Source organism: Kocuria rosea, from assembly GCF_006094695.1.
In the GTDB taxonomy this organism is placed as follows: Bacteria; Actinomycetota; Actinomycetes; order Actinomycetales; family Micrococcaceae; genus Kocuria; species Kocuria rosea.
Map to the genome: position 1 here is coordinate 1745682 of NZ_CP035103.1, position 25340 is coordinate 1771021.

24 protein-coding genes are annotated in these 25340 nt (G+C 71.7%); 15 read left to right on the forward strand and 9 right to left on the reverse strand.

The features are described from left to right. The first annotated feature begins 17 nt into the window (after positions 1–17). The 4 genes from nrdH to nrdF all read left to right on the forward strand — a co-directional run bounded on the left by nrdH (position 18) and on the right by nrdF (position 4072). Positions 18–254 (forward strand): glutaredoxin-like protein NrdH, encoded by a 237-nt coding sequence (gene nrdH, locus EQG70_RS08095; RefSeq protein WP_109267973.1) that lies wholly within the window; start codon positions 18–20, stop codon positions 252–254. Positions 255–328: 74 nt separating this feature from the next. Continuing rightward, a complete protein-coding gene (gene nrdI, locus EQG70_RS08100) occupies positions 329–826 on the forward strand; it encodes a class Ib ribonucleoside-diphosphate reductase assembly flavoprotein NrdI (RefSeq protein WP_109222434.1) in 498 nt (165 codons plus the stop codon). Next, positions 823–2982 (forward strand): class 1b ribonucleoside-diphosphate reductase subunit alpha, encoded by a 2160-nt coding sequence (gene nrdE / locus EQG70_RS08105; protein WP_109222433.1) that lies wholly within the window; start codon positions 823–825, stop codon positions 2980–2982. Before nrdI ends, nrdE begins: the two co-directional genes overlap by 4 nt. Positions 2983–3073: 91 nt before the next feature. Continuing rightward, positions 3074–4072: a class 1b ribonucleoside-diphosphate reductase subunit beta gene (gene nrdF / locus EQG70_RS08110; RefSeq protein WP_017834614.1), complete on the forward strand. Its 999-nt coding sequence runs from the start codon at positions 3074–3076 to the stop codon at positions 4070–4072. A gap of 109 nt (positions 4073–4181) precedes the next feature. Here nrdF and EQG70_RS08115 read toward each other — a convergent pair whose 3' ends face one another. The 3 genes from EQG70_RS08115 to EQG70_RS08125 form a co-directional block, all read right to left on the reverse strand. Continuing rightward, on the reverse strand, positions 4182–4907 hold the full coding sequence (locus tag EQG70_RS08115; RefSeq protein ID WP_109148721.1) for a YwaF family protein: 726 nt from the start codon (positions 4905–4907) through the stop codon (positions 4182–4184). Between the two features lie 55 nt (positions 4908–4962). After that, complete coding sequence (locus EQG70_RS08120) at positions 4963–5385, reverse strand: hypothetical protein (protein WP_017834616.1); 423 nt, start codon at positions 5383–5385, stop codon at positions 4963–4965. Positions 5386–5537: 152 nt separating this feature from the next. Beyond that, complete coding sequence (locus EQG70_RS08125) at positions 5538–6158, reverse strand: dihydrofolate reductase family protein (protein WP_017834617.1); 621 nt, start codon at positions 6156–6158, stop codon at positions 5538–5540. A 303-nt stretch (positions 6159–6461) separates the two neighbouring features. Between EQG70_RS08125 and EQG70_RS08130 the strand changes: the two genes are divergently transcribed. Beyond that, the gene (locus tag EQG70_RS08130; protein ID WP_081615851.1) at positions 6462–7973 is read left to right on the forward strand and encodes an MFS transporter; all 1512 of its coding nucleotides are present in this window, start codon (positions 6462–6464) and stop codon (positions 7971–7973) included. A 99-nt stretch (positions 7974–8072) separates the two neighbouring features. On the opposite strand, the gene EQG70_RS08135 is transcribed toward EQG70_RS08130, so the two are convergent. Further along, a complete protein-coding gene (locus EQG70_RS08135; protein ID WP_017834619.1) occupies positions 8073–9053 on the reverse strand; it encodes a patatin-like phospholipase family protein in 981 nt (326 codons plus the stop codon). Positions 9054–9526: 473 nt separating this feature from the next. Between EQG70_RS08135 and EQG70_RS08140 the strand changes: the two genes are divergently transcribed. Both EQG70_RS08140 and katG read left to right on the forward strand, forming a co-directional pair. Next, positions 9527–10507 (forward strand): M12 family metallopeptidase, encoded by a 981-nt coding sequence (locus EQG70_RS08140; protein WP_244296679.1) that lies wholly within the window; start codon positions 9527–9529, stop codon positions 10505–10507. A gap of 105 nt (positions 10508–10612) precedes the next feature. After that, complete coding sequence (katG, locus tag EQG70_RS08145; protein ID WP_109243873.1) at positions 10613–12820, forward strand: catalase/peroxidase HPI; 2208 nt, start codon at positions 10613–10615, stop codon at positions 12818–12820. Here the strand turns inward: katG and EQG70_RS08150 are convergent. Next, positions 12789–14291, reverse strand: a complete 1503-nt coding sequence (locus EQG70_RS08150; RefSeq protein ID WP_109222915.1) for an FAD-dependent monooxygenase — start codon at positions 14289–14291, stop codon at positions 12789–12791. The two genes, katG and EQG70_RS08150, sit on opposite strands and share 32 nt — an antisense overlap. 380 nt (positions 14292–14671) lie before the next feature. Here EQG70_RS08150 and EQG70_RS08155 point away from each other — a divergent pair, with 380 nt between their 5' ends. Together EQG70_RS08155 and EQG70_RS08160 are read left to right on the forward strand one after the other, a co-directional pair. Continuing rightward, positions 14672–15286 (forward strand): class I SAM-dependent methyltransferase, encoded by a 615-nt coding sequence (locus EQG70_RS08155; protein WP_109222914.1) that lies wholly within the window; start codon positions 14672–14674, stop codon positions 15284–15286. Between the two features lie 49 nt (positions 15287–15335). Further along, complete coding sequence (locus EQG70_RS08160; RefSeq protein ID WP_167508872.1) at positions 15336–16799, forward strand: protein adenylyltransferase SelO; 1464 nt, start codon at positions 15336–15338, stop codon at positions 16797–16799. Between the two features lie 15 nt (positions 16800–16814). On the opposite strand, the gene EQG70_RS08165 is transcribed toward EQG70_RS08160, so the two are convergent. Further along, entirely contained in the window at positions 16815–17567 is a 753-nt protein-coding gene (locus EQG70_RS08165) for a hypothetical protein (RefSeq protein WP_109267970.1), read from the reverse strand. A 166-nt stretch (positions 17568–17733) separates the two neighbouring features. On the opposite strand from EQG70_RS08165, the gene EQG70_RS08170 reads away from it, so the two are divergent. Continuing rightward, positions 17734–17946 carry a hypothetical protein gene (locus EQG70_RS08170; RefSeq protein ID WP_017834626.1) on the forward strand — a complete coding sequence of 71 codons (213 nt, stop codon included), beginning with the start codon at positions 17734–17736 and terminating at the stop codon, positions 17944–17946. Positions 17947–18051: 105 nt separating this feature from the next. On the opposite strand, the gene EQG70_RS08175 is transcribed toward EQG70_RS08170, so the two are convergent. After that, the gene (locus tag EQG70_RS08175; RefSeq protein WP_017834627.1) at positions 18052–19164 is read right to left on the reverse strand and encodes an excalibur calcium-binding domain-containing protein; all 1113 of its coding nucleotides are present in this window, start codon (positions 19162–19164) and stop codon (positions 18052–18054) included. A gap of 190 nt (positions 19165–19354) precedes the next feature. On the opposite strand from EQG70_RS08175, the gene EQG70_RS08180 reads away from it, so the two are divergent. Next, positions 19355–19912, forward strand: coding sequence for a hypothetical protein (locus EQG70_RS08180; RefSeq protein WP_138976461.1), 558 nt, complete (start codon positions 19355–19357; stop codon positions 19910–19912). A 73-nt stretch (positions 19913–19985) separates the two neighbouring features. Here the strand turns inward: EQG70_RS08180 and EQG70_RS08185 are convergent, their stop codons facing one another. Together EQG70_RS08185 and EQG70_RS08190 are read right to left on the reverse strand one after the other, a co-directional pair. Beyond that, positions 19986–21224 (reverse strand): FG-GAP repeat domain-containing protein, encoded by a 1239-nt coding sequence (locus EQG70_RS08185; RefSeq protein ID WP_241975581.1) that lies wholly within the window; start codon positions 21222–21224, stop codon positions 19986–19988. A gap of 370 nt (positions 21225–21594) precedes the next feature. Then, entirely contained in the window at positions 21595–22062 is a 468-nt protein-coding gene (locus EQG70_RS08190) for an ArsI/CadI family heavy metal resistance metalloenzyme (protein WP_017834630.1), read from the reverse strand. 254 nt (positions 22063–22316) lie between these two features. Here EQG70_RS08190 and EQG70_RS08195 point away from each other — a divergent pair, with 254 nt between their 5' ends. From EQG70_RS08195 to EQG70_RS08210, 4 genes are all read left to right on the forward strand, one after another. Further along, positions 22317–22547, forward strand: a complete 231-nt coding sequence (locus tag EQG70_RS08195) for a hypothetical protein (protein ID WP_017834631.1) — start codon at positions 22317–22319, stop codon at positions 22545–22547. 67 nt (positions 22548–22614) lie between these two features. Continuing rightward, positions 22615–23904 (forward strand): aminotransferase class V-fold PLP-dependent enzyme, encoded by a 1290-nt coding sequence (locus EQG70_RS08200; protein WP_109222909.1) that lies wholly within the window; start codon positions 22615–22617, stop codon positions 23902–23904. Beyond that, the gene (sufU, locus tag EQG70_RS08205) at positions 23901–24365 is read left to right on the forward strand and encodes a Fe-S cluster assembly sulfur transfer protein SufU (RefSeq protein WP_109267967.1); all 465 of its coding nucleotides are present in this window, start codon (positions 23901–23903) and stop codon (positions 24363–24365) included. The genes EQG70_RS08200 and sufU overlap by 4 nt, the downstream gene beginning before the upstream one ends. 97 nt (positions 24366–24462) lie before the next feature. Continuing rightward, the gene (locus tag EQG70_RS08210; protein ID WP_109267966.1) at positions 24463–25314 is read left to right on the forward strand and encodes a Rieske (2Fe-2S) protein; all 852 of its coding nucleotides are present in this window, start codon (positions 24463–24465) and stop codon (positions 25312–25314) included. Positions 25315–25340: the final 26 nt, after the last annotated feature.

Sequence of the window (25340 nt, forward strand, 5' to 3'; positions counted from 1 at the left end):
ACCAAGGGGAAACAGCGATGTCCGTGACCGTGTACAGCAAGCCGGCCTGCGTCCAGTGCAATGCCACCTACCGGGCCCTGAGCAAGAAGGGCATCGAGTACAACGTCGTCGACGTCACCGAGGACGAGGCCGCCCTGGCCCACGTCCTGGCCCTCGGCTACCAGCAGGTCCCGGTCGTCGAGACGGCGACCGAGCACTGGTCCGGCTACCGCCCGGACAAGATCACCTCCCTGGCCGTCCTCCTCTCGGCCTGAGGCCGGGGCGCCGCCCGCTTCCCCGCGGCGCGCCGGTCCATCCACCACCGACCCCATTTCGGAGCGCGGAAGCAATGAGCACGCACCACCCCGGCACCCGTCCCGGGACCGCTCAGCAGGACCACGGCGACACCGCCGCGGCACCGGACAGCCACGCCCCACTGGTGGTCTACTTCTCCTCGGTCTCCAACAACACGCACCGCTTCGTCGAGAAGCTCGACGCCCGCGTGCTGCGCCTTCCTCTTCTGACCGGGGAGGAGCCCCCCGAGATCACCGAGCCCTTCGTGCTGGCCGCCCCGACGTACGGGCGGCCCAACGGCAGCGGGGCCGTCCCGCCGCAGGTCGTGAAGTTCCTCAACAAGGAGACCAACCGGCGGTTCCTGCGCGGCGTCATCGGCGCGGGCAACACCAACTTCGGGTCGGCGTTCTGCCTGGCCGCGGACAAGATCGCGACCAAGTGCGGCGTCCCCGTCCTCTACAAGTTCGAACTCATGGGCACCCCCGAGGATGTCCACCAGGTAAATCAAGGATTGGAACAGTTTTGGCGACAATTTCCGCAGCTCCGGGCGTGAGCGTCGAGCCCGGCCACGAGGACACGCGCGTCCCCGAGAAGTACCGGGGCCTGGGCTACCACGAGCTCAACGCCCTGCTGAACCTCTACGACGCCGACGGCCACATCCAGTTCGACGCCGACCGGCAGGCCGCCCGGCAGTACTTCCTGCAGCACGTGAACAACAACACTGTCTTCTTCCACGACCTCGAGGAGAAGCTCGACTACCTGGTCTCGCACCAGTACTACGAGCCCGAGGTCCTGGCGAAGTACAGCATGGAGTTCATCAAGGAGCTCTCCAAGCGCGCGTACTCCCAGAAGTTCCGCTTCGAGACCTTCCTGGGCGCGTTCAAGTTCTACACGTCCTACACGCTGAAGACCTTCGACGGCCAGCGCTACCTCGAGCGCTTCGAGGACCGTGTGGTCATGGTCTCCCTCTACCTCGCCGACGGCAACGAGCTGCTCGCCACGCAGCTGGTCGATGAGATCATCTCCGGGCGCTTCCAGCCGGCGACCCCCACGTTCCTCAACGCGGGCAAGCAGCAGCGCGGCGAGCTCGTCTCCTGCTTCCTGCTCCGCATCGAGGACAACATGGAGTCCATCGGGCGGTCGATCAACTCCGCCCTGCAGCTGTCCAAGCGCGGCGGCGGCGTGGCGTTCGCGCTGACCAACGTCCGCGAGGCCGGGGCCCCGATCAAGAAGATCGAGAACCAGTCCTCGGGCATCATCCCCATCATGAAGCTGCTGGAGGACTCCTTCTCCTACGCCAACCAGCTGGGCGCCCGCCAGGGCGCGGGCGCGGTGTACCTGCACGCCCACCACCCGGACATCTACAGCTTCCTGGACACCAAGCGGGAGAACGCGGACGAGAAGATCCGGATCAAGACCCTCTCCCTGGGCGTGGTCATCCCGGACATCACGTTCGAGCTGGCCAAGAAGAACCAGGACATGTACCTGTTCTCCCCGTACGACGTGGAGCGGGTCTACGGCATGCCGTTCTCCGACGTCAACGTGTCCGAGAAGTACCACGAGATGGTCGCGGACGGCCGGATCACCAAGAAGAAGATCAACGCCCGGGAGTTCTTCCAGACCCTCGCCGAGGTCCAGTTCGAGTCCGGCTACCCGTACGTCATGTTCGAGGACACGGTGAACCGGGCCAACCCGATCGACGGCAAGATCATCATGTCCAACCTCTGCTCCGAGATCCTCCAGGTCTCCGAGCCGTCTACGTACCACGAGGACCTGAACTACGACGAGGTCGGCAAGGACATCTCCTGCAACCTCGGGTCCCTCAACATCGCGCTGACCATGGAGTCCCCGGACTTCGGGCAGTCCGTGGAGACCGCGATCCGCGGGCTCACCGCGGTGTCGGACATGTCCGACATCACCTCGGTGCCCTCGATCGAGCGCGGCAACCAGATGTCCCACGCCGTGGGTCTCGGGCAGATGAACCTGCACGGCTACCTCGCCAAGGAGCACATCCACTACGGCTCCGAGGAGGGCCTCGACTTCACGAACATCTACTTCTACACGGTCACGTACCACGCGGTCCGCGCGTCGAACGAGATCGCGAAGGAGCGCAGGGCGGTGTTCGCCGGCTTCGAGCGGTCCCAGTACGCGTCGGGGGAGTACTTCACCAAGTACACCGACCGGGACTGGGTCCCGGCCACCGGGCGGGTGCGGGAGCTGTTCGCCGAGGCGGGCGTGCACATCCCCACCCGGGCGGACTGGGAGCAGCTCAAGGCCTCGGTCATGGAGCACGGGATGTACAACCAGAACCTGCAGGCCGTGCCGCCGACCGGGTCGATCTCCTACATCAACAACTCGACGTCCTCGATCCACCCGATCGCCTCGAAGATCGAGATCCGCAAGGAGGGCAAGCTGGGCCGCGTGTACTACCCGGCGCCCTTCATGAACAACGAGAACCTGGAGTACTTCCAGGACGCGTACGAGATCGGCTACGAGAAGATCATCGACACCTACGCCGCGGCCACCCAGCACGTGGACCAGGGCCTGTCGCTGACCCTGTTCTTCAAGGACACGGCCACCACCCGGGACATCAACCGGGCGCAGATCTACGCGTGGCGCAAGGGCATCAAGACGATGTACTACTCCCGCATCCGCCAGCTGGCGCTGGAGGGCACCGAGGTCGAGGGCTGCGTCTCCTGCATGCTCTGACCGCCGGAGCCCCGGCGACCACCCCACAACTCCCCGCGCGCGTCCGCAGGACGCGCGCGGGGGTCCACCCCGTTCGAGGAAGAGACAGATCATGACTCTGGAGAAGAGCGAGAGCATCGACAAGGTGCAGCTGCTCCACCACCAGGCCCAGGCCATCAACTGGAACCGGATCGAGGACCCGAAGGACGACGAGGTCTGGGACCGGCTGACCGCGAACTTCTGGCTGCCCGAGAAGGTGCCGATCTCCAACGACGTCCCCTCGTGGAAGACCCTCACCGCGGAGGAGCAGCAGCTCACCATGCGGGTGTTCACCGGTCTCACGCTGCTGGACACCATCCAGGGCACCGTGGGCGCCGTCTCCCTGATCCCGGACGCCGTCACCCTGCACGAGGAGGCGGTGTACACCAACATCGCGTTCATGGAGTCGGTGCACGCGAAGTCCTACTCCTCCATCTTCTCGACGCTGTCCTCCATGAAGGAGATCGACGACGTCTTCCGCTGGTCACGGGAGAACCCGTACCTGCAGAAGAAGGCCGACATCATCATCAAGTACTACAAGGGCGACGACCCGCTGAAGAAGAAGGTGGCCTCGACCCTGCTCGAGTCCTTCCTCTTCTACTCCGGGTTCTACCTGCCCATGTACTGGTCCTCCCGGGCCAAGCTGACGAACACGGCCGACCTGGTGCGCCTCATCATCCGTGACGAGGCCGTGCACGGCTACTACATCGGCTACAAGTTCCAGCGGGCCATGGCCCTGGAGTCCCAGGAGCGCCAGGACGAGCTGAAACTCTACACCTACGAGCTGCTCGAGGAGCTCTACGAGAACGAGGTGCGCTACACCGAGTCCCTCTACGACGGTGTCGGGTGGACCGAGGACGTCAAGAAGTTCCTGCACTACAACGCCAACAAGGCCCTGAACAACCTGGGCTTCGAGGCGCTGTTCCCCAAGGAGATGACGGACGTCTCGGCGGCCATCCTGTCCGCGCTGTCCCCGAACGCCGACGAGAACCACGACTTCTTCTCCGGCTCGGGCTCCTCCTACGTGATCGGCAAGGCCGTGAACACGGAGGACGAGGACTGGGACTTCTGATCCCGGCCTGAGCCATACGGACGACGACGGCGGTCCGGCCCACCTTCGCGAGGTGGGCCGGACCGCCGTCGTCGACAGGCATGACTCGATGCCGTGGTGCCGTGCTGCCTCAGCCTGCCGCGCCGACCCGGGGGTCGGCGGTGCTCTGTCGCCGGATCGTCCAGGGCCAGGTGATGAGCGCCCAGGCCACGGCGATGATGAGGAACTCGACCAGCAGGTACCACGGCCAGGGTCCGAGCAGGTCGAGGATCGAGGGGTTGTCCGGCTTGCCGTTGAGGAAGCCGTAGTTGGTCCCCAGCCAGCTGTTGAGTGCGAAGGCAGCCATGGCCCACATGACGGTGACGACCATGGCCAGGCGGTAGCTGCCCCAGTCGACGCGGCCGACGCGTCCCCAGATCAGGTACAGGGTGGCCCAGAGGACCAGGATGTGCTGGACCCAGAGGTCGATGAAGTCGATGTGGGGGAAGTCCGGCGAGTCGAGTGCCGGGGTGAGGATGGCCTGCGGGTTGAGAGTCAGTCCCCAGTAGTAGGTGAGCGCCGTCGCCCAGCGGGCCCGTGTCCACAGGGCGATGACAGCGACCATCCACGCGAGGTCCGAGAGGTGGACCGGCAGAGAGATGTGGACGTCGAAATTGTCCGGCACCGATCGGTAGACGAGCATCGTCACCGTGTACGTGGTCAGCACCGCGGCGAAGGCCCGCGAGAACACCACCTCGGCCGGGGAATCCCGAAGGCGGCGGCCCAGCATCACCACGAGCACAGCCCCGAGGACGCAGATGCCCAGAGCGGCCCAGTGAGTGGGGCCGTAGGGTACGAAGACCTCCTCGTTCGGCATCGCCGTCCCCCCCTCCACCGGGTCTCCTGGGTGGTGCGCCCGTGAGGCCAGGACATCAGATCCGGTCGTCCAGGGCCATGGGCGGGGCAGTGTGGACCGGAACCGGCGCCGGACCGCCGTCCGAGCTCTTGGCCTTGCCCGGACCGATGCTGCGGGTCACGGAGACCAACTGGTAGGGCCTCTTGGCCCGGGGCCGCGTGTCACGCCGGAGCAGCGCCACCCATCCTTCGCCGGCAACGTCGATCTGCTTCAAGGGCCGGGTGAGGTAGCTGACCACCGTCGGCGGCGTGGTGGATCGATCGATGCGGACCCCGCCGACGAGACCGGTGTTGAAATCGCGGGTCCAGGCGTTCTTCGCCGGCGTGGCCGAGGCAATGTGCTCTGCGAACTCCGACGGCACCACGAAGGTCGCGATCCTGCCTTCCACACCCTGCAGCCGCAACGGCACCCGGTACCGCGGTGCCTCCAGCTCGTCCATCCCAGGCCCTTCTTCGCGGGTTCGGACGGCCGAATTATAGCGGATCCCTCTGGATGTCTTCCTCCACGTGATCGACGCGGCGGCGGCACCGGTCACCCGGAGACCCGGTTGCCGGTGAGAGGGATGCGGAGATCAGGGCGTCACGGAGTCGTTCACCGCGTCGGCTGGGAGACGTCCACGCCGGTGACCGGGTCGCCGGCCCGCTCGTAGACGAGTGAGACCGCTCCCTTCGGGAACGCCCGCGGCGGCTGCGCCAGGGTGAAGGCGGCCGGGACGGTGCCGTCGCCGAAGACGCGCTTGCCCGAGCCCAGCACCAGCGGATAGAGGAGCAGGTTCAGCCGGTCGACGAGGTCTTCCCTCAGCAGCGTCCGCACGAGGTCGCCGCTGCCGATGACGTGGATCTCGCCGAACCGGTCCTTGAGGGCGCGCACCTCGGCGGCGACCTCCGTCAGCACCGTGGTGCCCTCCCACGACGGGTCGGTCAGCGTGCGGGACACGACGAACTTCGGCACCGTGTTGAACGTCGCGGCGATCGGGTCGGCGTCGCCGTGGTCCGGCCAGTAGCCGGCGAAGATGTCGTAGGTCCGGCGACCGAGCAGCAGCGCGTCGATGCGCTCGATCCCGGCGCCGATCGTCGCGCCCGATTCGTCGTCGAAGTACGCCCCCTGCCAGCCGCCGAGATCGAAGCCGCCCGCACGGTCCTCGTCGGGCCCGCCCGGCGCCTGGTAGACGCCGTCGAGGGTGAGGAAGAGGTCGACCTGGATGATGCCCATGACGTGGTCCTTCGGTGTGCTCCGACGACATCCGTGGTGCCCAGTTTTTCGCCACGGGATCCGGGGGTCAACCCGTTGCCCCCGGATGACGGCGCGCCCAGGCGCGAGCGGGAATCCTCGTGCGTCCTCAGCACGAGGCGCGGGCTCGTCGGCCTCGGAACGGCGGGGTTGTCCGGCGGGGATCGTCCGGTGCGGCGGGCTCGGCCGGACCCGGGAGTGGCGGGTCGCCGGGCGGTCACGGCGGTGTTCTGTCGTCGGCTCCGAGCCGTTAGCCTGTCCGCGCCCGTCACTAGACTGAGCCGCATGAACGAGCAGGAACCGGGCCGGTCCCGGGCCGCCTCGGCACCCGCAGGCCGTGCGGCACTTCCCGCGGACGCGACCGACACGTCCGCTCCGATCGATGAAGCCGGGGCATCACCGGGGCTGGTCGATCCCGAGGCCGTGGACACCTCGGTGCGCAGCCCGGCGCAGCGGTCTCGCACCTTCGCCGGGATCCTGGTGAACACCGCCCTCGCCAACATCACGACCAGCTACCTCTGGTTCGCCCTGACGTTCTGGGTGTATCTGGAGACGCGCAACGTCATCGCCACCGGGGTGGTCGGCGGCGCGTACATGCTGCTCATCGCGCTCTCCAGCATCAGCTTCGGCACCTTCGTGGACCGCTACCGCAAGCTCGCCGTGATGCGCTTCGCCGCAGCCTTCACCCTGGTGATGTTCGTGCTGGCGGGCGTCCTGTTCCTCCTCGCCCCGGCGGCCTCGATGGCGGACCTGACCCGCCCGTGGATCTGGGTCTTCGCCCTGGTCGTCCTGATCGGGGCGGTGGTCGAGAACATGCGCAACATCGCCCTGTCCACCACGGTCACGATCCTCATCGAGCCGGATCGGCGCGCCAACGCCAACGGCCTGGTGGGCATGGTGCAGGGCCTGATGTTCATCGTGACCTCGGTGCTCTCCGGGCTGTCGGTCGGACTGCTGGGCATGGGCTGGACGGTCGTGGTCGCCGTGGCGCTCACGGCCGTGGCCTTCGGGCACCTGTTGACGCTGCGCATGCCCGAGGAGGTGCGCGCCGCGGCCACGGACGCCCACGGCAGCTTCGACCTGCGGGGGGCGTTCGCCGCCGTGCTGGCCGTGTCCGGGCTGTTCGCGCTGATCCTGTTCTCGACGTTCAACAACTTCATCGGCGGCGTCTACATGGCCTTGATGGACCCGTACGGTCTGGAGATGTTTCCCGTGGAGATCTGGGGCGCGGTCTTCGCGCTCGGCGCCACCGGCTTCATCGTGGGCGGGGCGCTGATCGGCAAGTTCGGGCTGGGGTCCAATCCGCTGCGCACCATGTTGTTCGCGGTGATGGCGATGGGCGTGCTCGGCGCGGTGTTCACCGTACGGGAGTGGGCCTGGCTGTACGTCCTGGGCATCTGGCTCTACATGGCGCTCTTCCCCTTCGTGGAGGCGGCGGAACAGACGGTCATCCAGCGGGTCGTGCCGCTGGAGCGGCAGGGCCGTGTCTTCGGCTTCGCCATGGCGTTCGAGTCCGCGGCGGCGCCGGTCACCGCGTTCCTCATCGCACCGATCGCCCAGTTCTGGATCATCCCGTACGCGCGGTCCGCGGAGGGCGGCGCCCAGCTGGCCCCGCTGCTCGGCGAGGGCACCTCGCGCGGCATCGCCCTGGTGTTCCTGGTGGCCGGCATCGTCATGATCGCCGCCGCGCTGCTGGCCTTCCTGACCCCGGTCTACCGCCGGGTCTCGGCGTCGTACGCCCAGGTCGCGGCGGAGGACGCCGCGGACGGCGTCACCGCCTCCCGGTCCTCCGCATGAACGAGTCCCACCGCCGGCCCGGTGAGCCCGGGCTTCCGGCCGGCGGGCGGGACGGGGCCGGCACTCCGGCTCGACCGGATCGGCAGGCCCGGGCACGCCTCAGCGATGGGCGGCGATGTAGGCGTCGAAATCCCACGGCGGTCGGGTGGGCGAGCCGTCGAGGAACTTCTCGGCGGCCGCCCGGCCGCTGCGGTAGAGGAAGTCCCGGTCCTCGTCGGTGAGGTTGAAGTCGGTGGCGCGGATGGTGCCGGTGTCGACGAAGATCGTGCGGGCCTGGGCGTCGGGGGACTCGATGTGCATCTGGTCGTAGAAGCCGGTCATGGTCTTGAGCATCGCCCGGCTCATGCTCACCGGCCCCTTGATCGGGTACCCCGTGCCCTGGACCGCGTCCGGATGGGCCGAGAGCTTGATGCCCAGCGTGGGCCAACGCGGAACGGTGCCGGGCGGGGCGTCGAAGGCGGCGATCGGGAAGTTGGAGAGCATGCCGCCGTCGACCAGCCACGCCTTCTTCCCGTCGGCGGTGTCCCAGCGGACGGGCCGGTAGAAGAACGGGATGGACATCGAGGCCCGGACCGCCTCGACCACGTGCTGGGCGCCCCGGTCACGGCCGAAGTCGTCGTAGTCCCAGGGCAGGTAGCGCAGCCGGCCCCTGCTGATGTCCGAGGCGGTGACCACCAGCCGGTAGGACCGCTCCGGGGCGGGGGGCCGTTCCTCGTCGGTGTAGGGCAGGTCGGCGAAGGTCCGCACCCCGTACTCGTCGAGCTGGGACTGCAACCAGGATCGGAGGTGCTCGCCGAGGTAGATGCCGTTGCGGGCGAGGATCCCTGCGGCCTTGCCCGCGGTGTAGCGCGTGAGGCGGGAGCCGTCGCGGAAGTCCGGGTACTGGACGGAGCCGATGATGTCCACCAGCTTGCTCGCCGGGGCGCCGGCGGCGACCAGGGCCCCGACGATCGCTCCGGCGGAGGTGCCGGCGACCCGTTTGAAGCGGTAGCCGTGCTCCTCGAGGACCTCGATGGCTCCCACCAGGGCGATGCCCTTGACGCCCCCGCCCTCCAGCACCAGGTCGGCATACCGTTCCATGCTGTCCACGCCCCTTCGGCAGGTTCGATCCCCGAGGTCAGTACAGCAAATGCCGTGCGGGCACGGAACGGCTGCCCGATATCGGGCCCCGTGTGACGGGAAAGAATTCGCCGGACAACAATCAGCGGTCGCGGAAATTCCCTGGTATTCCCGTCAGCACACCGAAACACGCTCTGACCAGGGCACGAACCCGTGCACCGGAATTCTTCATCTCGGCGTCACATGGTCACAGCCGCAGCACGGGAACGTCCGTCTGCTTTCACGTGCGACCCACCCGTGATTATGTCGATGCACATCACTCCGCCGGTATTCTCAGTACGCCGCAAAAAAGCGTTGGAGAACGGTTGCCGGGGGTCCTCCTGCCACCCCGAACGGGACGTGCGGGAGTCGCGATCACACGACAGGCGCTTGTCCAGGAGCCGAGAACGATGAATTCCTCAGTTCGTCCCTACTGTGCTGCCAAGCCACGCATCGTGCGTCCCCTCCCGGAGGGGCTGGTGGGCATCAGACAGCGCCTCGTCCGGGTGATGGCCCAGAAGTGGGTCAACGGGACAGTGCTCCGCTACGCGTTCCGGGAGGGCCCCGAGCCGCAGCGCCAGGCGGTGCGCAGCGCGTTCCGGGAGTGGAAGGACCTGGAGATCGGCCTCGGGTTCCAGGAGGTGGACGAGCCGGGGGAGGCCGAGGTCCGGATCTCCTTCGACCAGGCCGACGGGTCGTGGTCCTATCTGGGCAGGGACGTCCTGACGATCGGCACCCAGGACGCGACCATGAACTTCGGCTGGGACCTGACCGACGAGTACGGGCGCACCACGGCGCTGCACGAGATCGGCCACACGATGGGCCTGCCCCACGAGCACCAGAACCCGTTCGCCGGGATCGTCTGGGACGAGGCGAAGGTCTACGCGTTCTTCGCCGGGGCACCGAACCACTGGTCCCCGGAGACCACGCACCACAACGTCCTGCGCAAACTGGGCCAGGACGAGGTGGAGGGCTCGACCTGGGACCCCGACTCGGTGATGCAGTACTCCTTCCCCGGAGGCCTCATCAAGGAGCCCGCCCGCTACCAGCCGGGCATCAGCCCTCCGGGCGGCCTGTCGGCCAAGGACCAGGACTGGGTGCGGAAGTTCTACCCGGTCCTGCCGGACGTGCTCCCGACGCTCGAGCCGTTCCGGTCCACGCCCCTGACCCTGGTCCCGGGGCAGCAGGCGGACTTCGAGATCACCCCCGCCCTGTCGCGGAAGCACCAGATCGCCACCTTCGGGACGGCGGACACCACCCTGGTGCTCTTCGAGGAGGTCGACGGAGAGCTGCGCTTCCTCGCCGGCGACGACGACAGCGGGGAGGACCGCAACTCCACCCTGTCGGCGAAGCTCTTCCGGAGGAGGCGGTACGTCGTCCGCGTCAGGCTCGCATGGGCAGGACAGTCCGGGGACACCGCCATCATGTGCTGGTAGCCGGGGCGGGACCGGCTCGGTTCCCTGAGCGGCGCCCCTCGGCCCAGCACCCCACCCGGCCACCGCCGGCCCCGGACCGGTACCGCCATCCTGGAAGGAAGACCCATGTCCCAGACGCCTGATGCTCCCGTGCACGGCAGCGAGAGCGAGAACCCGGCGATCGACGCGCCCACCCCCAAGACCGGTCAGCCGCGGACGGTCCAGGACTGGTGGCCCAACCAGCTGGACCTGAACGTCCTGCGGAAGCACTCGACCACGACCGACCCGCTGGGCCCTGGCTTCGACTACGCGAAGGAGTTCGCCACGCTCGACGTCGAGGAGCTCAAGCGCGACCTCGTCGAGCTCATGACCACCTCGCAGGCCTGGTGGCCCGCCGACTTCGGGCACTACGGAGGGCTGTTCATCCGGATGAGCTGGCACTCGGCCGGCACCTACCGGATCGCGGACGGCCGCGGGGGAGCCGGGGAGGGCGCCCAGCGGTTCGCCCCGCTCAACAGCTGGCCGGACAACGCCAACCTGGACAAGGCCCGGCGCCTGCTGTGGCCGGTCAAGCAGAAGTACGGCCGGAAGATCTCGTGGGCCGACCTGCTGGTGCTCGCCGGGAACGTGGCGCTCGAGTCGATGGGCTTCCGGACGTTCGGCTTCGGTTTCGGGCGCGAGGATGTGTGGGAGCCCGAGGAGATGTTCTGGGGCCCGGAGGACACCTGGCTCGGCGACGAGCGCTACGCCGGCGACCGCGAGCTCTCGGGCCCGCTGGCCGCGGTCCAGATGGGGCTGATCTACGTCAACCCCGAGGGCCCCGGCGGCAACCCCGACCCGCTCGCGTCCGCCCGGGACATCCGCGACACGTTCGGCCGCATGGCGATGAACGACGAGGAGACGGTCGCGCTCATCGCCGGCGGGCACTCCTTCGGGAAGACCCACGGGGCCGGGCCCGCCGATCACGTGGGCCCCGAGCCCGAGGCGTGCCCGGTCACGGGGCAGGGCCTGGGCTGGAGGAGCAGCTACGGGACGGGCAAGGGGCCGGACACGATCACCAGCGGTCTGGAGGTGACCTGGACCAGCACCCCGACCCAGTGGGGCAACGGCTTCTTCGGCAACCTGTTCGGCCACGAGTGGGAGCTGACCGAGAGCCCCGCGGGGGCCCACCAGTGGGTCGCCGAGGACGCGACCGAGACCGTCCCGGACGCCTTCGACCCGGGGCGGAAGCACCGGCCGACGATGCTGACGACCGACCTCGCGCTCCGGGCGGACCCGGTGTACGAGAAGATCTCGCGGCGGTTCCACGAGCACCCGGACGAGTTCGCCGAGGCGTTCGCCAAGGCCTGGTACAAGCTGCTGCACCGCGACATGGGCCCGGTCACGCGCTTCCTGGGGCCGTGGGTCCCGGAGCCGCAGCTGTGGCAGGACCCGGTCCCGGCGGTCGACCACGAGCTGGTCGGGGACGAGGACGTCGCCGCCCTGAAGGAGACCCTCCTCGGCTCGGGGCTGACCGTGGCGCAGCTGGCCTCCACCGCGTGGGCCTCCGCGGCGAGCTTCCGGGGCACCGACAACCGGGGCGGGGCCAACGGCGCCCGCATCCGGCTCGAGCCGCAGCGCGGCTGGGAGGTGAACGAGCCGGAGCGGCTGGCCGAGGTGCTGCGCGTCCTCGAGCAGGTCCGGGAGGACTTCAACGGCGGTCGGTCCGACGGCACGAGGATCTCGCTGGCCGACCTGATCGTGCTCGGCGGCTGCGCGGCCGTCGAGCGCGCGGCCCGGAACGCCGGTCACCCGGTCCAGGTCCCGTTCCGACCCGGGCGCACGGACGCCGCGCAGGAGCAGACCGACGTCGAGTCCTTCGCGGTGCTCGAGCCGCAGGCCGACGGCTTCCGGAACTTCGTGCAGTCCGACGTGCGGCTCTCGCCCGAGACGCTGCTGCTCGACCGCGCGTACATGCTCAACCTCACCGCCCCCGAGATGACGGTCCTGGTCGGCGGCATGCGGAGCCTGGGGACGAACCACGGGCAGTCGGAGCACGGTGTCCTCACCGACCGGAAGGAGGCGCTGACCAACGACTTCTTCGTCAATCTCCTCGCCGCCGGCACGGAGTGGAGGGCGTCCGAGGATTCGGAGGAGGTCTTCGAGATCCGTGATCTCGCCACGGACGAGCTCAGGTGGACGGCCACCGCCGCCGATCTGGTCTTCGGCTCGCACTCCCAGTTGCGGGCGATCTCGGAGGTCTACGCGAGCGACGACGCGCAGGAGAAGTTCGTGCGCGACTTCGTCGCCGCGTGGGTCAAGGTCATGGAGCTCGACCGGTTCGATCTGCGCTGACGGCACGGTGACCGGCCGGCGGGCCGCACCACGTGGTGAGCGCGGCCTCGAGCCCTGACGTGTCGCCCTCGCCCACCCAGGCCACGTGCCCGTCCGGCCGGATGAGCACCGCGGTGGGCGGGGTGACCGGCCCGAGCACCGGGAGCTCCCAGCGGCCGTGGTGCGCGGCGGTGACCCGTCGCACGCGGTCCGCCCAGGGCCCGATGTCGACACCGCCGGGCGTGCCGAGCTCGAGCAGCACCGGCCGTGCCGCGTGCAGGAGGGCGAAGACCCGCGCCGGGCCGCCGGCCGTGCGGAGGTCGAGATCAGGCATGCGCAGCCCGAGCAGCGGGTGTCCCGCGCCGAGGTCGTAGTGGATGTCCAGGCCGGACATCGTCGCCGCGTACCGCCGGCGCGGCTCGTCCATGGCCAGGAGCTCTGCGACCGTCTCGCCCACGGCCCGGACGCGGTCGTCGGGGCGGCGCAGCGCGACCTGCGCCATGGTGAGGCGCAGCACGCGGGCGGCCACCGGGTGGCGTTCGGCGTGGTAGCTGTCCAGGAGGTCCTCCGGTGAGGTCCCTCCGACGACCTGGGCCAGCTTCCAGCCCAGGTTCACCGCGTCCTGAACCCCGGTGTTGAGGCCCTGCCCACCGTCCGGGGCGTGCACGTGCGCGGCGTCGCCGGCCAGCAGGACGCGCCCGTTCCGGTAGGATGCCGCCTGCCGGGTCGTGTCGGTGAACCGCGTGATCCAGGTGGGGCTGTGCACCCCGTAGTCCGTCCCGTACACCGCGACGAGCGCCGCGCGGAGATCGCGCAGGGTGGGCTCGCGGCCGGGCCCCACATGGTGCTCGGTCACCATGACCCCCGCCGGCCCTCCGTCCTGGGGCGGGCGGAAGGCGTGCTTGCCGACGGCGTCCTGGTGGATGCCCCACTCCGGCTCCTCGGCCAGCTCCACCTCGGCGAGCAGACTGCTCGTCGTCGGGTCCCACCCGGGGAACCCGATGCCCGCAGCCTTCCGGATCCGGCTCCGTCCTCCGTCGCACCCGACGACGTACTGCGCCCGCAGCGGCCGGCCGTCGGCCGGCTCGACGTCGACGCCCGTGCCGTCCTGGGCCACGCCCGTCACCTCGTGCCCGTAGCGGACCGGCACCCCCAGCTCGCCGATCCAGCCGGCCAGGAGCCGCTCGATGTGGTTCTGCCACAGCGCGAGACCGTAGGGGTGCCGGGTGGGGAAGTCGCTGATGTCCAGGGGGGTCCCGGCGAACCCGGCGACCTGGGCGGTCGTGCCCTCAGCGAGGAACCGGTCGGCGACGCCGCGCTGGTCGAGGACCTCGATGGTCCGCGCGTGCAGCCCGCCGGCGCGCGAGCCGACGAGCTCCTGACCGGTCCTCCGCTCGAGGACGACGACGTCGACCCCCGCCAGTGCCAGCTCTCCCGCCAGCATCAGACCCGTCGGCCCGCCGCCGACGACCACCACCTCGTGCTCGTCCATCTGCTGCCCCTCCGTCCGCAGGTGCCGCTCCCGGCCCGAGCATTCTGCGGCGCGACCGGGGTCTTGCCGCAAGCCCCCCGGCGCGCTGTAGCCTGAAAACGGAGGGAAGAGGGCGGGCCCGGTCACCGCCGGTCAGAGCAGTCCGCCGATCTGACCCGCCGTCTCCTGCAGCGCGGGCACTTGGCGCCGCCCTTCCTCACGGGGGCGAGCATGACCCGTGTCGGCTGGCTGGCCGGCGGCAAGATGGTGGTCCACCCCAACCGCGACGTCGACGACGACGGCAACCAGCCCGTCAACCGGGTCGCGGAGCTCGAGGCCCCGCAACGGGCCCGCCGCGACCGGACCGCGGGAGGCCGCCTGGCGGGCGGTACCCTGGCCGTGTGGTCGAGCAGAGCATGTGGATGCAGAAGGTGCGCGCGGATCCCGGGCACTCGTCGTGGTACGTCGAACGGTTCCGGACCATGGCGGCCGCCGGTGAGGACGTCGTGGGGGAGGCGCGGCTGGTCGAGGCCATGGTCCCGCCCGGCTCCCGGATCCTCGACGCCGGGTGCGGTCCCGGCCGGCTGGGCGGCCACCTGCACCGCCGCGGGCACACCGTCGTCGGGATCGACGTCGACCCCGCGCTGGTCTCCGCCGCCCGGGAGGACCACCCGGGTCCCCGGTGGCTCGTGGGGGACCTGGCCGAGCTGGACCTGCCCGCCCGGGGCGTCCCGGAGCCCTTCGATGCCGTGGTGTGCGCCGGCAACGTGATGGCCTTCCTGGCCCCCAGCACGCGCCTCGAGGTGCTGCGCCGTCTCCGACTCCACCTGGCCGCCGACGGCCGGGCGGCCGTGGGCTTCGGCGCCGGCCGCGGCTACCCGTTCGCGGAGTTCCTGCAGGACGCCGAGCGGGCCGGGCTCGTGCCCGATGTGCTGCTCTCCACCTGGGACCTGCGCCCGTTCCGGGAGGACAGCGACTTCCTCGTGGCCGTGCTGCGGACCGCCGAGCACTCCTGATCCCGCCGACCCCTCGGCGGCGACGGGTCCGCGGGGTAGCGTGGACATCGTGAGCACCGCAGCCCTGTCCACCGTCACCTTCGAGAGCCGCTTCGCCCAGGAGCTGGGGGAGCTGTCCGTGCCCTGGCGGGCCGACGACGTCGCCGAGCCCCGGCTGCTGGTGCTCAACGAGCCCCTCGCCGCCGACCTGGGGCTGGACCCGGAGTGGCTCAGCGGCCCGGAGGGCGCACGCCTGCTGGTCGGCAACCTCGTGCCGCCCGGGGCGACACCGGTGGCGCAGGCCTACTCCGGGCACCAGTTCGGCGCGTTCTCCCCGCGCCTCGGCGACGGGCGCGCCCTGCTGCTGGGCGAGATCGTGGACGCCGGCGGCCGCCGGCGGGACCTGCACCTCAAGGGCTCCGGGCGGACGCCGTTCGCGCGCGGCGGCGACGGTCTCGCGGCGATCGGGCCCATGCTGCGCGAGTACATCGTCAGCGAGGCGATGCACGCCCTGGGCGTCCCCACCACCCGGTCCCTGGCCGTGGTGGCCACCGGGCGGCAGGTGCGCCGCGAGACCCTGATGCCGGGGGCCGTGCTCGCCCGGGTGGCGAGCAGCCACCTGCGCGTGGGCACCTTCCAGTACGCCCGCGCCACGGGCGACCCCGACCTCCTGCGCCGGCTCGCCGACCACGCCATCAGCCGCCACCACCCCGGCGCCGCCGGCGCCGAGCACCCGTACCTCGCGCTGTTCGAGGCGGTCGTCGCCGCCCAGGCCTCGCTCGTGGCCCGGTGGATGCTCCTGGGGTTCGTGCACGGGGTGATGAACACCGACAACACGACCATCTCGGGGGAGACCATCGACTACGGGCCGTGCGCGTTCCTGGACGCCTTCGACCCGGCCGCGGTCTACAGCTCGATCGACCACGGCGGGCGCTACTCCTACCGGAACCAGCCGGTCGCCGCGCAGTGGAACCTCGCCCGGCTCGCCGAGGCCATGCTGCCGCTGCTGGACGAGGACCAGGACCGGGCGGTGTCCCTGGCGGAGGGGGCGCTCGGGGCGTTCGCGCCGCAGTACAGCGCGGCCTGGTCCGCGGGGATCCGCTCGAAGCTCGGCCTGCCCGAGGACCTCGACGACGAGGTCGCCTCGTTCCTGGTCGACGACCTGCTCGTGCTGCTCCAGCAGAACCGCGTCGACTGGACCTCGTTCTTCCGCGCCCTCGCCGGGACCGCCCGCACCGGCGCGACCGCCGCGCGCGACCTGGTCCTCGACCTGCCGGCCTTCGACGCCTGGGCCGAGCGCTGGCTCGCCGTGGGGCCGGACCCCGAGGCGATGGACCGCGTGAATCCCGTGCACATCCCCCGCAACCACCTCGTGGAGGAGGCCCTCGCCGCCGCCGTGGACGGCGACCTCGACCCGCTGGGACGGCTCCTGGAGGCGGTGACCGCCCCCTACGAGGAGCGTCCGGGCCTGGAGCGCTACGCCGCCGGCCCCCCGGAGGACTTCGGCTCCTACACGACCTACTGCGGGACCTGAGGCGCCGGCCCGCGGTCAGCCGCCGATGTACTCCCCGGTCACGCTGTCCACGGTGCCGTTCTCGATGCCCGTGCACTGGGCGGCGCCGGCCTCCGTCACCGGGTCGTAGTTGATGCAGAAGGCGTCGTAGTAGGGCACCCCGCTCCGCCACGCGGCCAGTGCCTCCTCGTAGCTGAACTTCGCCGGGAAGGGCACGGCCCCGACGTCCGTGCTGACCTGCACCTGGCAGGTCCCGGGGCCGCCCGGGGCGAAGGCCAGGAGCTGCCCGACGGTGTCGACGACGTCGATCCGGTCCTGGCCGGTGCTCATCGCTGACTGGTAGGCCCGGCAGATCTCGACGGCCACGGCGCGGTCGTTCGTGTCCGCGGTGAGCCGGTGCACGAGACCGCCGCCCGGGGCCGCCTGCTGCTCGATCCCGGACACGGTCCCGGCGTAGGGCTGTCCTTCGGGCGTCGTGGAGAACGCGGACCACGCGTCGGCGGGGACGGGCTCCGCGGGCGCGGCCCCGGGCTGCGCCGGCGACTCCGCGGCCGGCTCCTCGTCCGCGTCGTCGGGCTGCGCCGCGGGCTCCGTGGACTCCGGGGGCTCCGTGGGCTCGGGGGTCGACTCGGGGGTCGGCTCCGGCGTCGTCTCCGGGGCCGTGCCCGTGGGGGAGGGCGAGGTCCGGGCGGCGGGGGTGTCCTCCTGGACCGGGGGGTCGCCGGCGCAGCCGGCCAGGGCGAGACCGGACGCGAGGAACAGACTGGTGACGACGGCCTTCGTGCTCATGGGGTGCCTCTGCTTCGCTGGGGGGCGGGGTTCCCACTGTAGGCGGGCCGGGCGGCGAACCGGGGTGGCCCGCCGGAGAGTTGCCCACCCAAGAGGGGTCAGACGGGGAGGGGCGGGCCGTGCCACGATGCGGAGGGCATGCCGCAGAACTGTGAAGGGGGCCGCTGTGCCGCACCAGATGACGCTGATGTTCCTCAACATCGCGCTGACCCTCGTCCTCGTCGTGTCGTGCTATCTGTACCTGGGCGGCGGGCGCTGGTGGTTCCCGTGCCTGTGGTTCGTCGGCATGGCTGCGGGGTCCCTGTGGGACGCGCTGCCGCGCCGCCGCGCCGCGGAGTTCGCCCGCCGCGCCGGTGGTCGGACCGCCTGGCAGGGCTGAGCGCGGCCGCGCGTCCCCGGCGCCGGCCTGCGGCGGCCGCGGGGACGGTGGGGGCGGCGACGCAGCGGGTGGCGTCCGTCGTGCGGTCCCCGTCCCGCTGTCGTCCTACTCGCACGCGACGCCGTCGGAGTCGCCGTCCATGGCCTCGCGGTAACCGGGCTCCCCGCGCAGCAGCGGTGCGGCGCCGGCCTCCCGGGCGGCCGTGCAGTTGGCGTAGTGCACGTCCGCGGGCACGGGAGCCTGATCGGCCGGGGCCTTCTCGACGGGCGCCGGGGCGGCCCCGGCGCCCCCGGGGATGTCGCCGAACGGCGTGCCGCCGGGCAGCTGCTGGTCGGGGCAGCCGGAGAGCACCTCGGCCATGGCGGTCTTCTCCGGGGCGGTGACCCACAGGCCGTAGCGGGTCTTCACCGCGATCTGGACGGCCACCATCTCGCAGGCGAAGGCCCGGTTCGAGGGCAGCCACCGCGAGGCGTCCTGGTCGGACTTCGAGCCGTTGGCCGGGCCGTCGACCGCCAGCAGGTTCAGCGGGTCGTTGGCGAGGGCCACGCGGTCGGCCGGGGAGAGCCGGCGCGCCCCGGTGACCCAGGCGTTGCCGAGCGAGACCACGTGGTCCACCTGGACGTCGGCGGAGGTCGCGACCCCGCGGACGAAGTCGATGGACGCCCCCGTGTACGGGTCGGCGAGGGTGCCGGTGTCGACCCTGCACCCGTCGGCGGAGGTGATGCCGGTCAGGTCCCGGGCCAGGACCTCGTTGCGGGAGTCCTCGCAGTCGCCGTCGGCGTCGATCCACCCGCCGAACAGGGCGTCGCGGTCGTAGTCGGACATCGTCCCGGCGGCGGCGACCGGGAGGTCCTCCAGGGCGAGGAACGCCCCCGAGGGCGGGGCGACGGCCCGGACGGGGGTCTCCGACGGCTCCGGGGCGGAGCTCGGCGACGGGGTGACCGTGGTGACCGTCCCCGGTGTCCTCGAGGCCGTGGGCGAGGGCGTGCTGCCGGGCTCGGCGCTCGGGGAGGGGGCGGCGGGCACCGTCGTCACGGTCCCCGGGACGGGGCCGGGGGCCGGGTCGGTGGACGCGGTGCTTGACGCGCAGCCCGCCACCAGCCCGATCGCCAGGACGAGGTGCAGCGGCCCCGCCACGATCCACCGGCCCGCGGCGACACCGCGGCGGGACGCCGGGTCCGCTCCCGGGGCAGGCGAGGGGAAGAGGGTGTTGCGCATGGTGCTCCTGGGGGGACGAGAGGAAGTGCGCCTGGGGGAGGGCACGCGTCGGGGGATCGCGCGGGGCACCCTCCTGTTCTACGTGCGGTGCCCGTCCGGCACCGCACGGCGCGCCGCAGAGGACGGCGGCCCCCGCGTGTGTGACGCCGGAGGTCACCGCGCCGTCCGGGGACGCCCGCGCCATCCCCGGATGAGGGGTCAGACACGCGGGGTCGCCGGGTGCGAGGATGCGGTCACGGGGATCGTCGAACGGGGGGAGGGCCTCGTGCTGACCGTGCGCGACAGGCTGCTCCTGGGGCTCTGGCTCCTGCCGGTGGCCCTCGGTCTCGTCGTGGGGCTGTACGTCGGAGACGACGACGGCACCGTCATGCTGTTCGTCACCGGTCTCGTCGCGGCCCTCTACGTGGCGGTGCTGGTCAGCACCGTCCACACCGGGCGACGCCGACGGACCGAGCCCGCTGCCGAGCCCGCCCCGGAACCCCCGGAACCCCCGGAACCGTCGGATCTCCCGGAGCACGCGGAGCCGGCCGCCGGGCACGGCCCCGACCCGCCGGGGGCCCCCGGGGAGTCCGGCCGCGCGCTCGCCGCGTCGCGCGTCCTGCCGCTGGTGCTCGCCGTCTCCGCCGCCGTCTACGTCGTCGCGGAGGGCGGCTGGACCTTCGTGGTGGTCGCCGTGCAGCTCGTCACCGTGATCACCATGGCCGCCTACGTGCACGAGCGCGGTGCGGAGCCGAAGCCCGTCACGTAGCACGGCCCCGTCCCTGTCCGTGCGGACGGGGGCGGAGCCGTGGCCCGGCCGCGACGGATCGCGGCCGGCGGGCTCACGAGAGCTGCACGTACGTGGCCGAGTGCCCGAAGCCGACGACGTCGTCGCGGCCGTCGCCGTTGACGTCACCGAGCAGGCGCGGATACCGGTCCTCCGTCCACCCCTGGTCGTAGCCGAAGGCGGCGACCTTCAGGTACACCGGGGCGAAGGTGCCGTCCGCCCGGCCGTGGGCCACGTAGACCCCGGCGTTGCCGAAGCCCACCAGGTCCTGGATGCCGTCGACGTTGATGTCCGCGTGGGTCCGCAGGTGCCGGTCGCCCCGCCACCCCTGGGCCTGGCCGAAGTCGTTCACCCGCAGTGCCACGCCGGTGTAGTTCCCTCCGTTGAGCGAGTGCGCCACGGAGACCCCGGAGTAGCCGAAGCCGATGATGTCCGCCGCGGCGTTGCCGGCGGGGTTGACATTGACGTCGGCCAGCATCCGCGGGTGCTGGCCCACGCGCCAGCCCTGGGCGTAGCCGAAGTTGCGGATCTCCAGGGCGGGCTGGGTGAACGTGTCCCCGAGCGCCGAGAAGTAGGAGACGTACGTGCCGGCGTCCCCGAAGCCCACGATGTCGGCGGTGCTGTTGCCGTCGACGTCCGCGAGCATCCGGGGGTTCTTGTCGACCCGCCAGCCGCGGTCCCAGCCGTAGCTGTCGATGCGCTTGCCGGTCCCGGTGAACGTCCGGTTGGACAGTCCGTGGGAGACGGTGACGCCCGAGTGCCCGAAGCCCACGATGTCGGCGGTCAGGTTGCCGTTGAGGTCGGCGAGCTCGCGCGGGTGCCGGTCGACGCGCCAGCCCTGGTTCCAGCCGAAGTCGCGGACCTTGAGCTGCGGTGCGGTGAAGCTGCCGTCGCCCTGGGAGTAGGCCACGTAGACGCCGGCGTCGCCGAAGCCCACGATGTCGTCCCGGCGGTCGCCGTCGACGTCCGCGAGCGTGCGCGCGTGCCGTGCGCTGGACCAGCCCTGCGCGGTGCCGAAGTCGCGCACGCTCATGCGCGGCGTGCCGAAGGTGCCGTCGGCCCGGCCGAAGGCGACCTGGACGCCGGCGCCGCCGAAGCCGACGACGTCGGCGCGGCCGTCGCCGTTGACGTCCGCGAGCTCGCGCACGTGCTGGTCGGTGCGCCAGCCCTGGGCGTAGGAGAACATGGGCTGCGCGGTCGCGGCGTGGGCGGGTGCGCCCACGGCGAGCCCGGCGGTCGCCAGCACGGTGGCCGACGCGCCGGTGAGCACGCGCGAGAGGAGTGGGTGTTTCATGGCGGGTCCCCGAGGTCATGAGACGGATCGTCGGCACGGGCGCCGGTGGCGCGTGCCGGAGTCCTCGGCCGGCCCCCGGCCGACCGGGAGACGTCCCCGGGACGCGGTGCGCCCCCGGGGAACCGGTGGCACCGGGAACGACGTCCCGGCGCCGAGGCGCAACAGCTGAGGGTGTCAGTTTACTCCTGCAATCAGGTGGTCACCAGGGGCGTTCCCTTTCGTGACGCCATTGGACGGCCCGGTCCACGGGGCTGTCCCGGCCACCACCCCGGCCACTGCTCCGGTCACCGCTCCGGCGGTGCGGCGAGGGCTGTCCTGCGCCCGCCGCGGTCGGCGGCACCCGCCGGAGTCGCCGACCGCGGCGGGGCCGTCACGGGCTGACGGGCTCCGGCCGGGGGTCGGAGGTGCAGCACGAGCCGTCGCCGCCCACCTCGGAGAGCTCCCGGCCGGTCCTGCCCTCCAGGTCGGGCCGGGCGTCGGCGGTGACGGTGTAGACCTCCCACGGCTCCCGGCCCGGTCCGGTCACCCAGACCTTGTCCTGGACGGCGTAGCAGCAGGTGGTCTGCTCCTCCGGGCGGGTGGCCAGGCCGGCGTCGGCCAGGCGCTGCGCGGCCGCCTCGACGATCTCGGTGCTCTCCACCTCCACGCCGAGGTGGTCCATGCGGGTGTCGTCACCGGGCTCGCCCTCCAGCAGCACGAGCTTCAGCGGCGGCTCCGCGATGGCGAAGTTGGCGTAGCCCGGGCGCCGTTTGGCCGGGGCCGTGCGGAACAGGGTGGAGTAGAACTCGATGGAGCGCTCGAGGTCGGCCACACGCAGGGCGAGCTGGACTCTGGACATGACGGGTTCCTTTCGGGTGCGACGAACGCTCCTTGGTATCGACGTCCGTCTATGTGGAAGAGTGCCACCAGCATCGATGGTCGTCAATACGTCCGGGCGTTCTCCTGACAGGCCGCCCACCCGGTCGCCCCGTGGGCCGCCGTCGTCCCGTACCGCCGGCTGGGGCTCCTCGCGCACCGTTCCGGGTTCGCCTTCCGCGGACCGGCGGGAGATCATGGGGGGAGACGGCCCGGCCCGCCACCCGGAAGGACACCATGCGCAAGCACCAGCACGCCGACGACGACGAGCCCCGGCGCAGCCTGTTCCGGCGCTTCGACGACTTCGCCATGCGGTTCTACGGGCCCGCCGTGCGCAGTCCCCGCGACCTCCGGGGCCAGGACCAGCCCAGCGAGCAGACGCAGCAGTGGTACCAGGACCTGCAGGACGAGTTCGTGGTCGAGAAGGACGCGAACGGCAACACCTATCTGCGCCCCCGCCACCGGTAGCCCGCCCGTGACGCCGGGAGGCGTCCGGCCGGAGAACCCCGGGGCCCGGGCCGTACAGTGTCGGAGCATGGAAGGAAACCACGTGCTGCCCCTGACCGATCCCGAGGTGCGTGCGCTGCGGGAGGACTTCCCGCTGCTGGCCGGCAGCCCGTCGGTCTACCTGGACTCCGGGGCGACCTCGCAGAAGCCCCTGGCCGTCCTGGACGCCGAGCGGGACTTCTACCTGCACCGCAACGCCGCGGTCCACCGCGGCGCCCACGCCCTGGCCGTGGAGGCCACCGACGCCTACGAGGAGGCCCGCCGGGTGGTGGCCGGGTTCGTGGGCGGCACCGAGCGGGAGCTGGTGTGGACCTCCAACGCCACCGAGGCGATCAACCTGATCACCTACTCCTTCTCCAACGCCTCGGCCGGACGCGGGGGAGGGACGGCCGCCCGCTTCCGGCTGGGCCCGGGAGACGAGATCGTCACCACGGAGGCCGAGCACCACGCCAACCTCATCCCGTGGCAGGAGCTGGCCGCCCGCACCGGGGCCGCCCTGCGCTGGATCCCCGTCGATGAGACCGGCGCCCTCGATCTCGGGGCCGCCGCCGAGGTCATCGGCGAGCGCACCCGGGTGGTGGCCTTCAGCCACGTCTCCAACGTCACCGGCGCGATCACCGAGGTCGCCCGTCTCGTCGAGCTGGCCCGGGCGGCGGAGGCGCTGACCGTGCTGGACGCCTGCCAGTCGGTGCCGCACCTGCCCGTGGACCTCCCCGCCCTGGGGGTCGACTTCGCGGTGTTCTCCGGGCACAAGATGCTCGGTCCCACCGGCATCGGAGCGCTGTGGGGGCGGTCCGAGCTGCTGGACGCGATGCCCCCGTTCCTCACCGGCGGATCCATGATCACGAAGGTCACGATGGAGTCCGCCCGCTACCTGCCGGCCCCCACCCGCTTCGAGGCCGGCACCCAGCGGGTCGCCCAGGCCGTGGGCCTGGCCGAGGCGGTGCGCTACCTGCAGGGCATCGGGATGGAGCGGGTCGCGGCCCACGAGCACGAGCTGGGGCAGCGGCTCGCGGCCGGTCTCGGACAGCTGGAGGGGATCCGGCTGATCGGCCCGCCCCCGGGTGCGGACCGGGTGGGTCTGGCGGCCGTGGACGTGGCGGGGGTGCACGCCCACGACGTCGGGCAGGTGCTGGACGCCGCCGGGGTGGCCGTGCGGGTGGGCCACCACTGCGCCCAGCCGCTGCACCGGGCGCTGGGGCTGACCGCCAGCACGCGGGCCAGCGCCTACCTGTACAACACCACCGCCGACGTCGACCGGTTCCTGGCCGAGCTCGCCGGGGTCCGCGGCTACTTCCGCTTGGAGAACACGCGATGAGCGCGCTGGACGGGATGTACCAGGAGGTCATCCTCGACCACGCCAAGCGGCGCTCCGGAGAGGGCCTGGCCGCCCCGGCACCCGCGCACGGGGCCGGGGAGTCCCACCAGTACAACCCCACGTGCGGCGACGAGATCACCGTGCGGGTCGAGCTCGCGACCGGCCCCGGGGACGCGGAGCCGGTGGTGGCCCGACTCAGCTGGGAGGGCGAGGGCTGCTCGATCTCCATGGCCGCGGCCTCCGTGCTGGCCGAGACCGCCCCCGGGATGACGCGGGCCGAGCTGGTGGAAATGATCGGCGCGTTCCGGGACCTCCTGCGCTCGCGGGGCACCGTGGTCCCCGACGAGGAGGTCCTCGGCGACGCCGCCGCCTTCGCCGGGGTCTCCCGGTTCGTGGCCCGCGTCAAGTGCGCCATGCTCGGCTGGGTCGCCGCCGAGGAGGCCCTCGACCGCGCCGGCTGAACGGCTCCCGGCGCCACCGGTCTTCACACACCAGGACGTCCTTGTCCCGCCCGGCGCGGGGTGGGACACTGACCGCCCCGGCGCTGAGGAGGCGGTCATGACACAGCTCGAGGACCTGGTGGCCCGCGTGGAGACGTGGAAGGCGCTGGACCGGGTGGCTGAGCCCCTGGCCCGCGCCGTGGGCCGGGCGGTGCGGCCCACGCCGGTGCGCAACGTGCTGAGCGGCACAGTGATCGGGCACCCCTTGCACCCCCTCCTCACCGACGTCCCGATCGGTGCGTGGACCATGGCGGCGGTGCTGGACCTGGCCGGCGGCCCCGGCACGGCCCGCGCCGCCGACGTGCTCGTGGCCGCGGGGCTGGCCGCCGCCGTCCCCACGGCGGCGACCGGGCTCAACGACTGGTCCGACACCCAGGGCGCCGACCGGCGCATCGGTCTGGTGCACGCGACCGCCAACAGCGTGGCCCTGACGTTCTACGCGGCCTCGCTCGCCGCCCGGCTCCGGGGCCGGCGCGGCGCCGGCAGGGCCCTCGCCCTGGTCGGCTACGGCTGCGTCACGGGCGGGGGCTACCTGGGCGGCCACCTCGTCTTCGCGCGGGGCGTCAACGTCAACCGCACCGCCTGGCGGAGGGGCCCACGGCGGTGGACCGACGTCCTCGCCGACGCCGAGCTCGCCGCCGGCGAGCACCGACGGGTGCCGGCCGGCAGCGTCTCGGTGCTGCTCGTCCGCGACGGGGACCGGGTCGAGGCCCTCGACAGCGTCTGCAGCCACCTGGGCGGCCCGCTCGAGGAGGGGACGGTCGACGGCGGCTGCGTCACCTGCCCCTGGCACGGCAGCACCTTCCGGCTCGCGGACGGCGCCGTGGTCCGCGGACCGGCGACCGCCGCGCAGCCCAGCTACGAGACCCGCGTCGAGGAGGGACGGATCCAGGTCCGGCGCCGGCCCTGACCGTCCCGGACTCCGGCAGCGGCCCG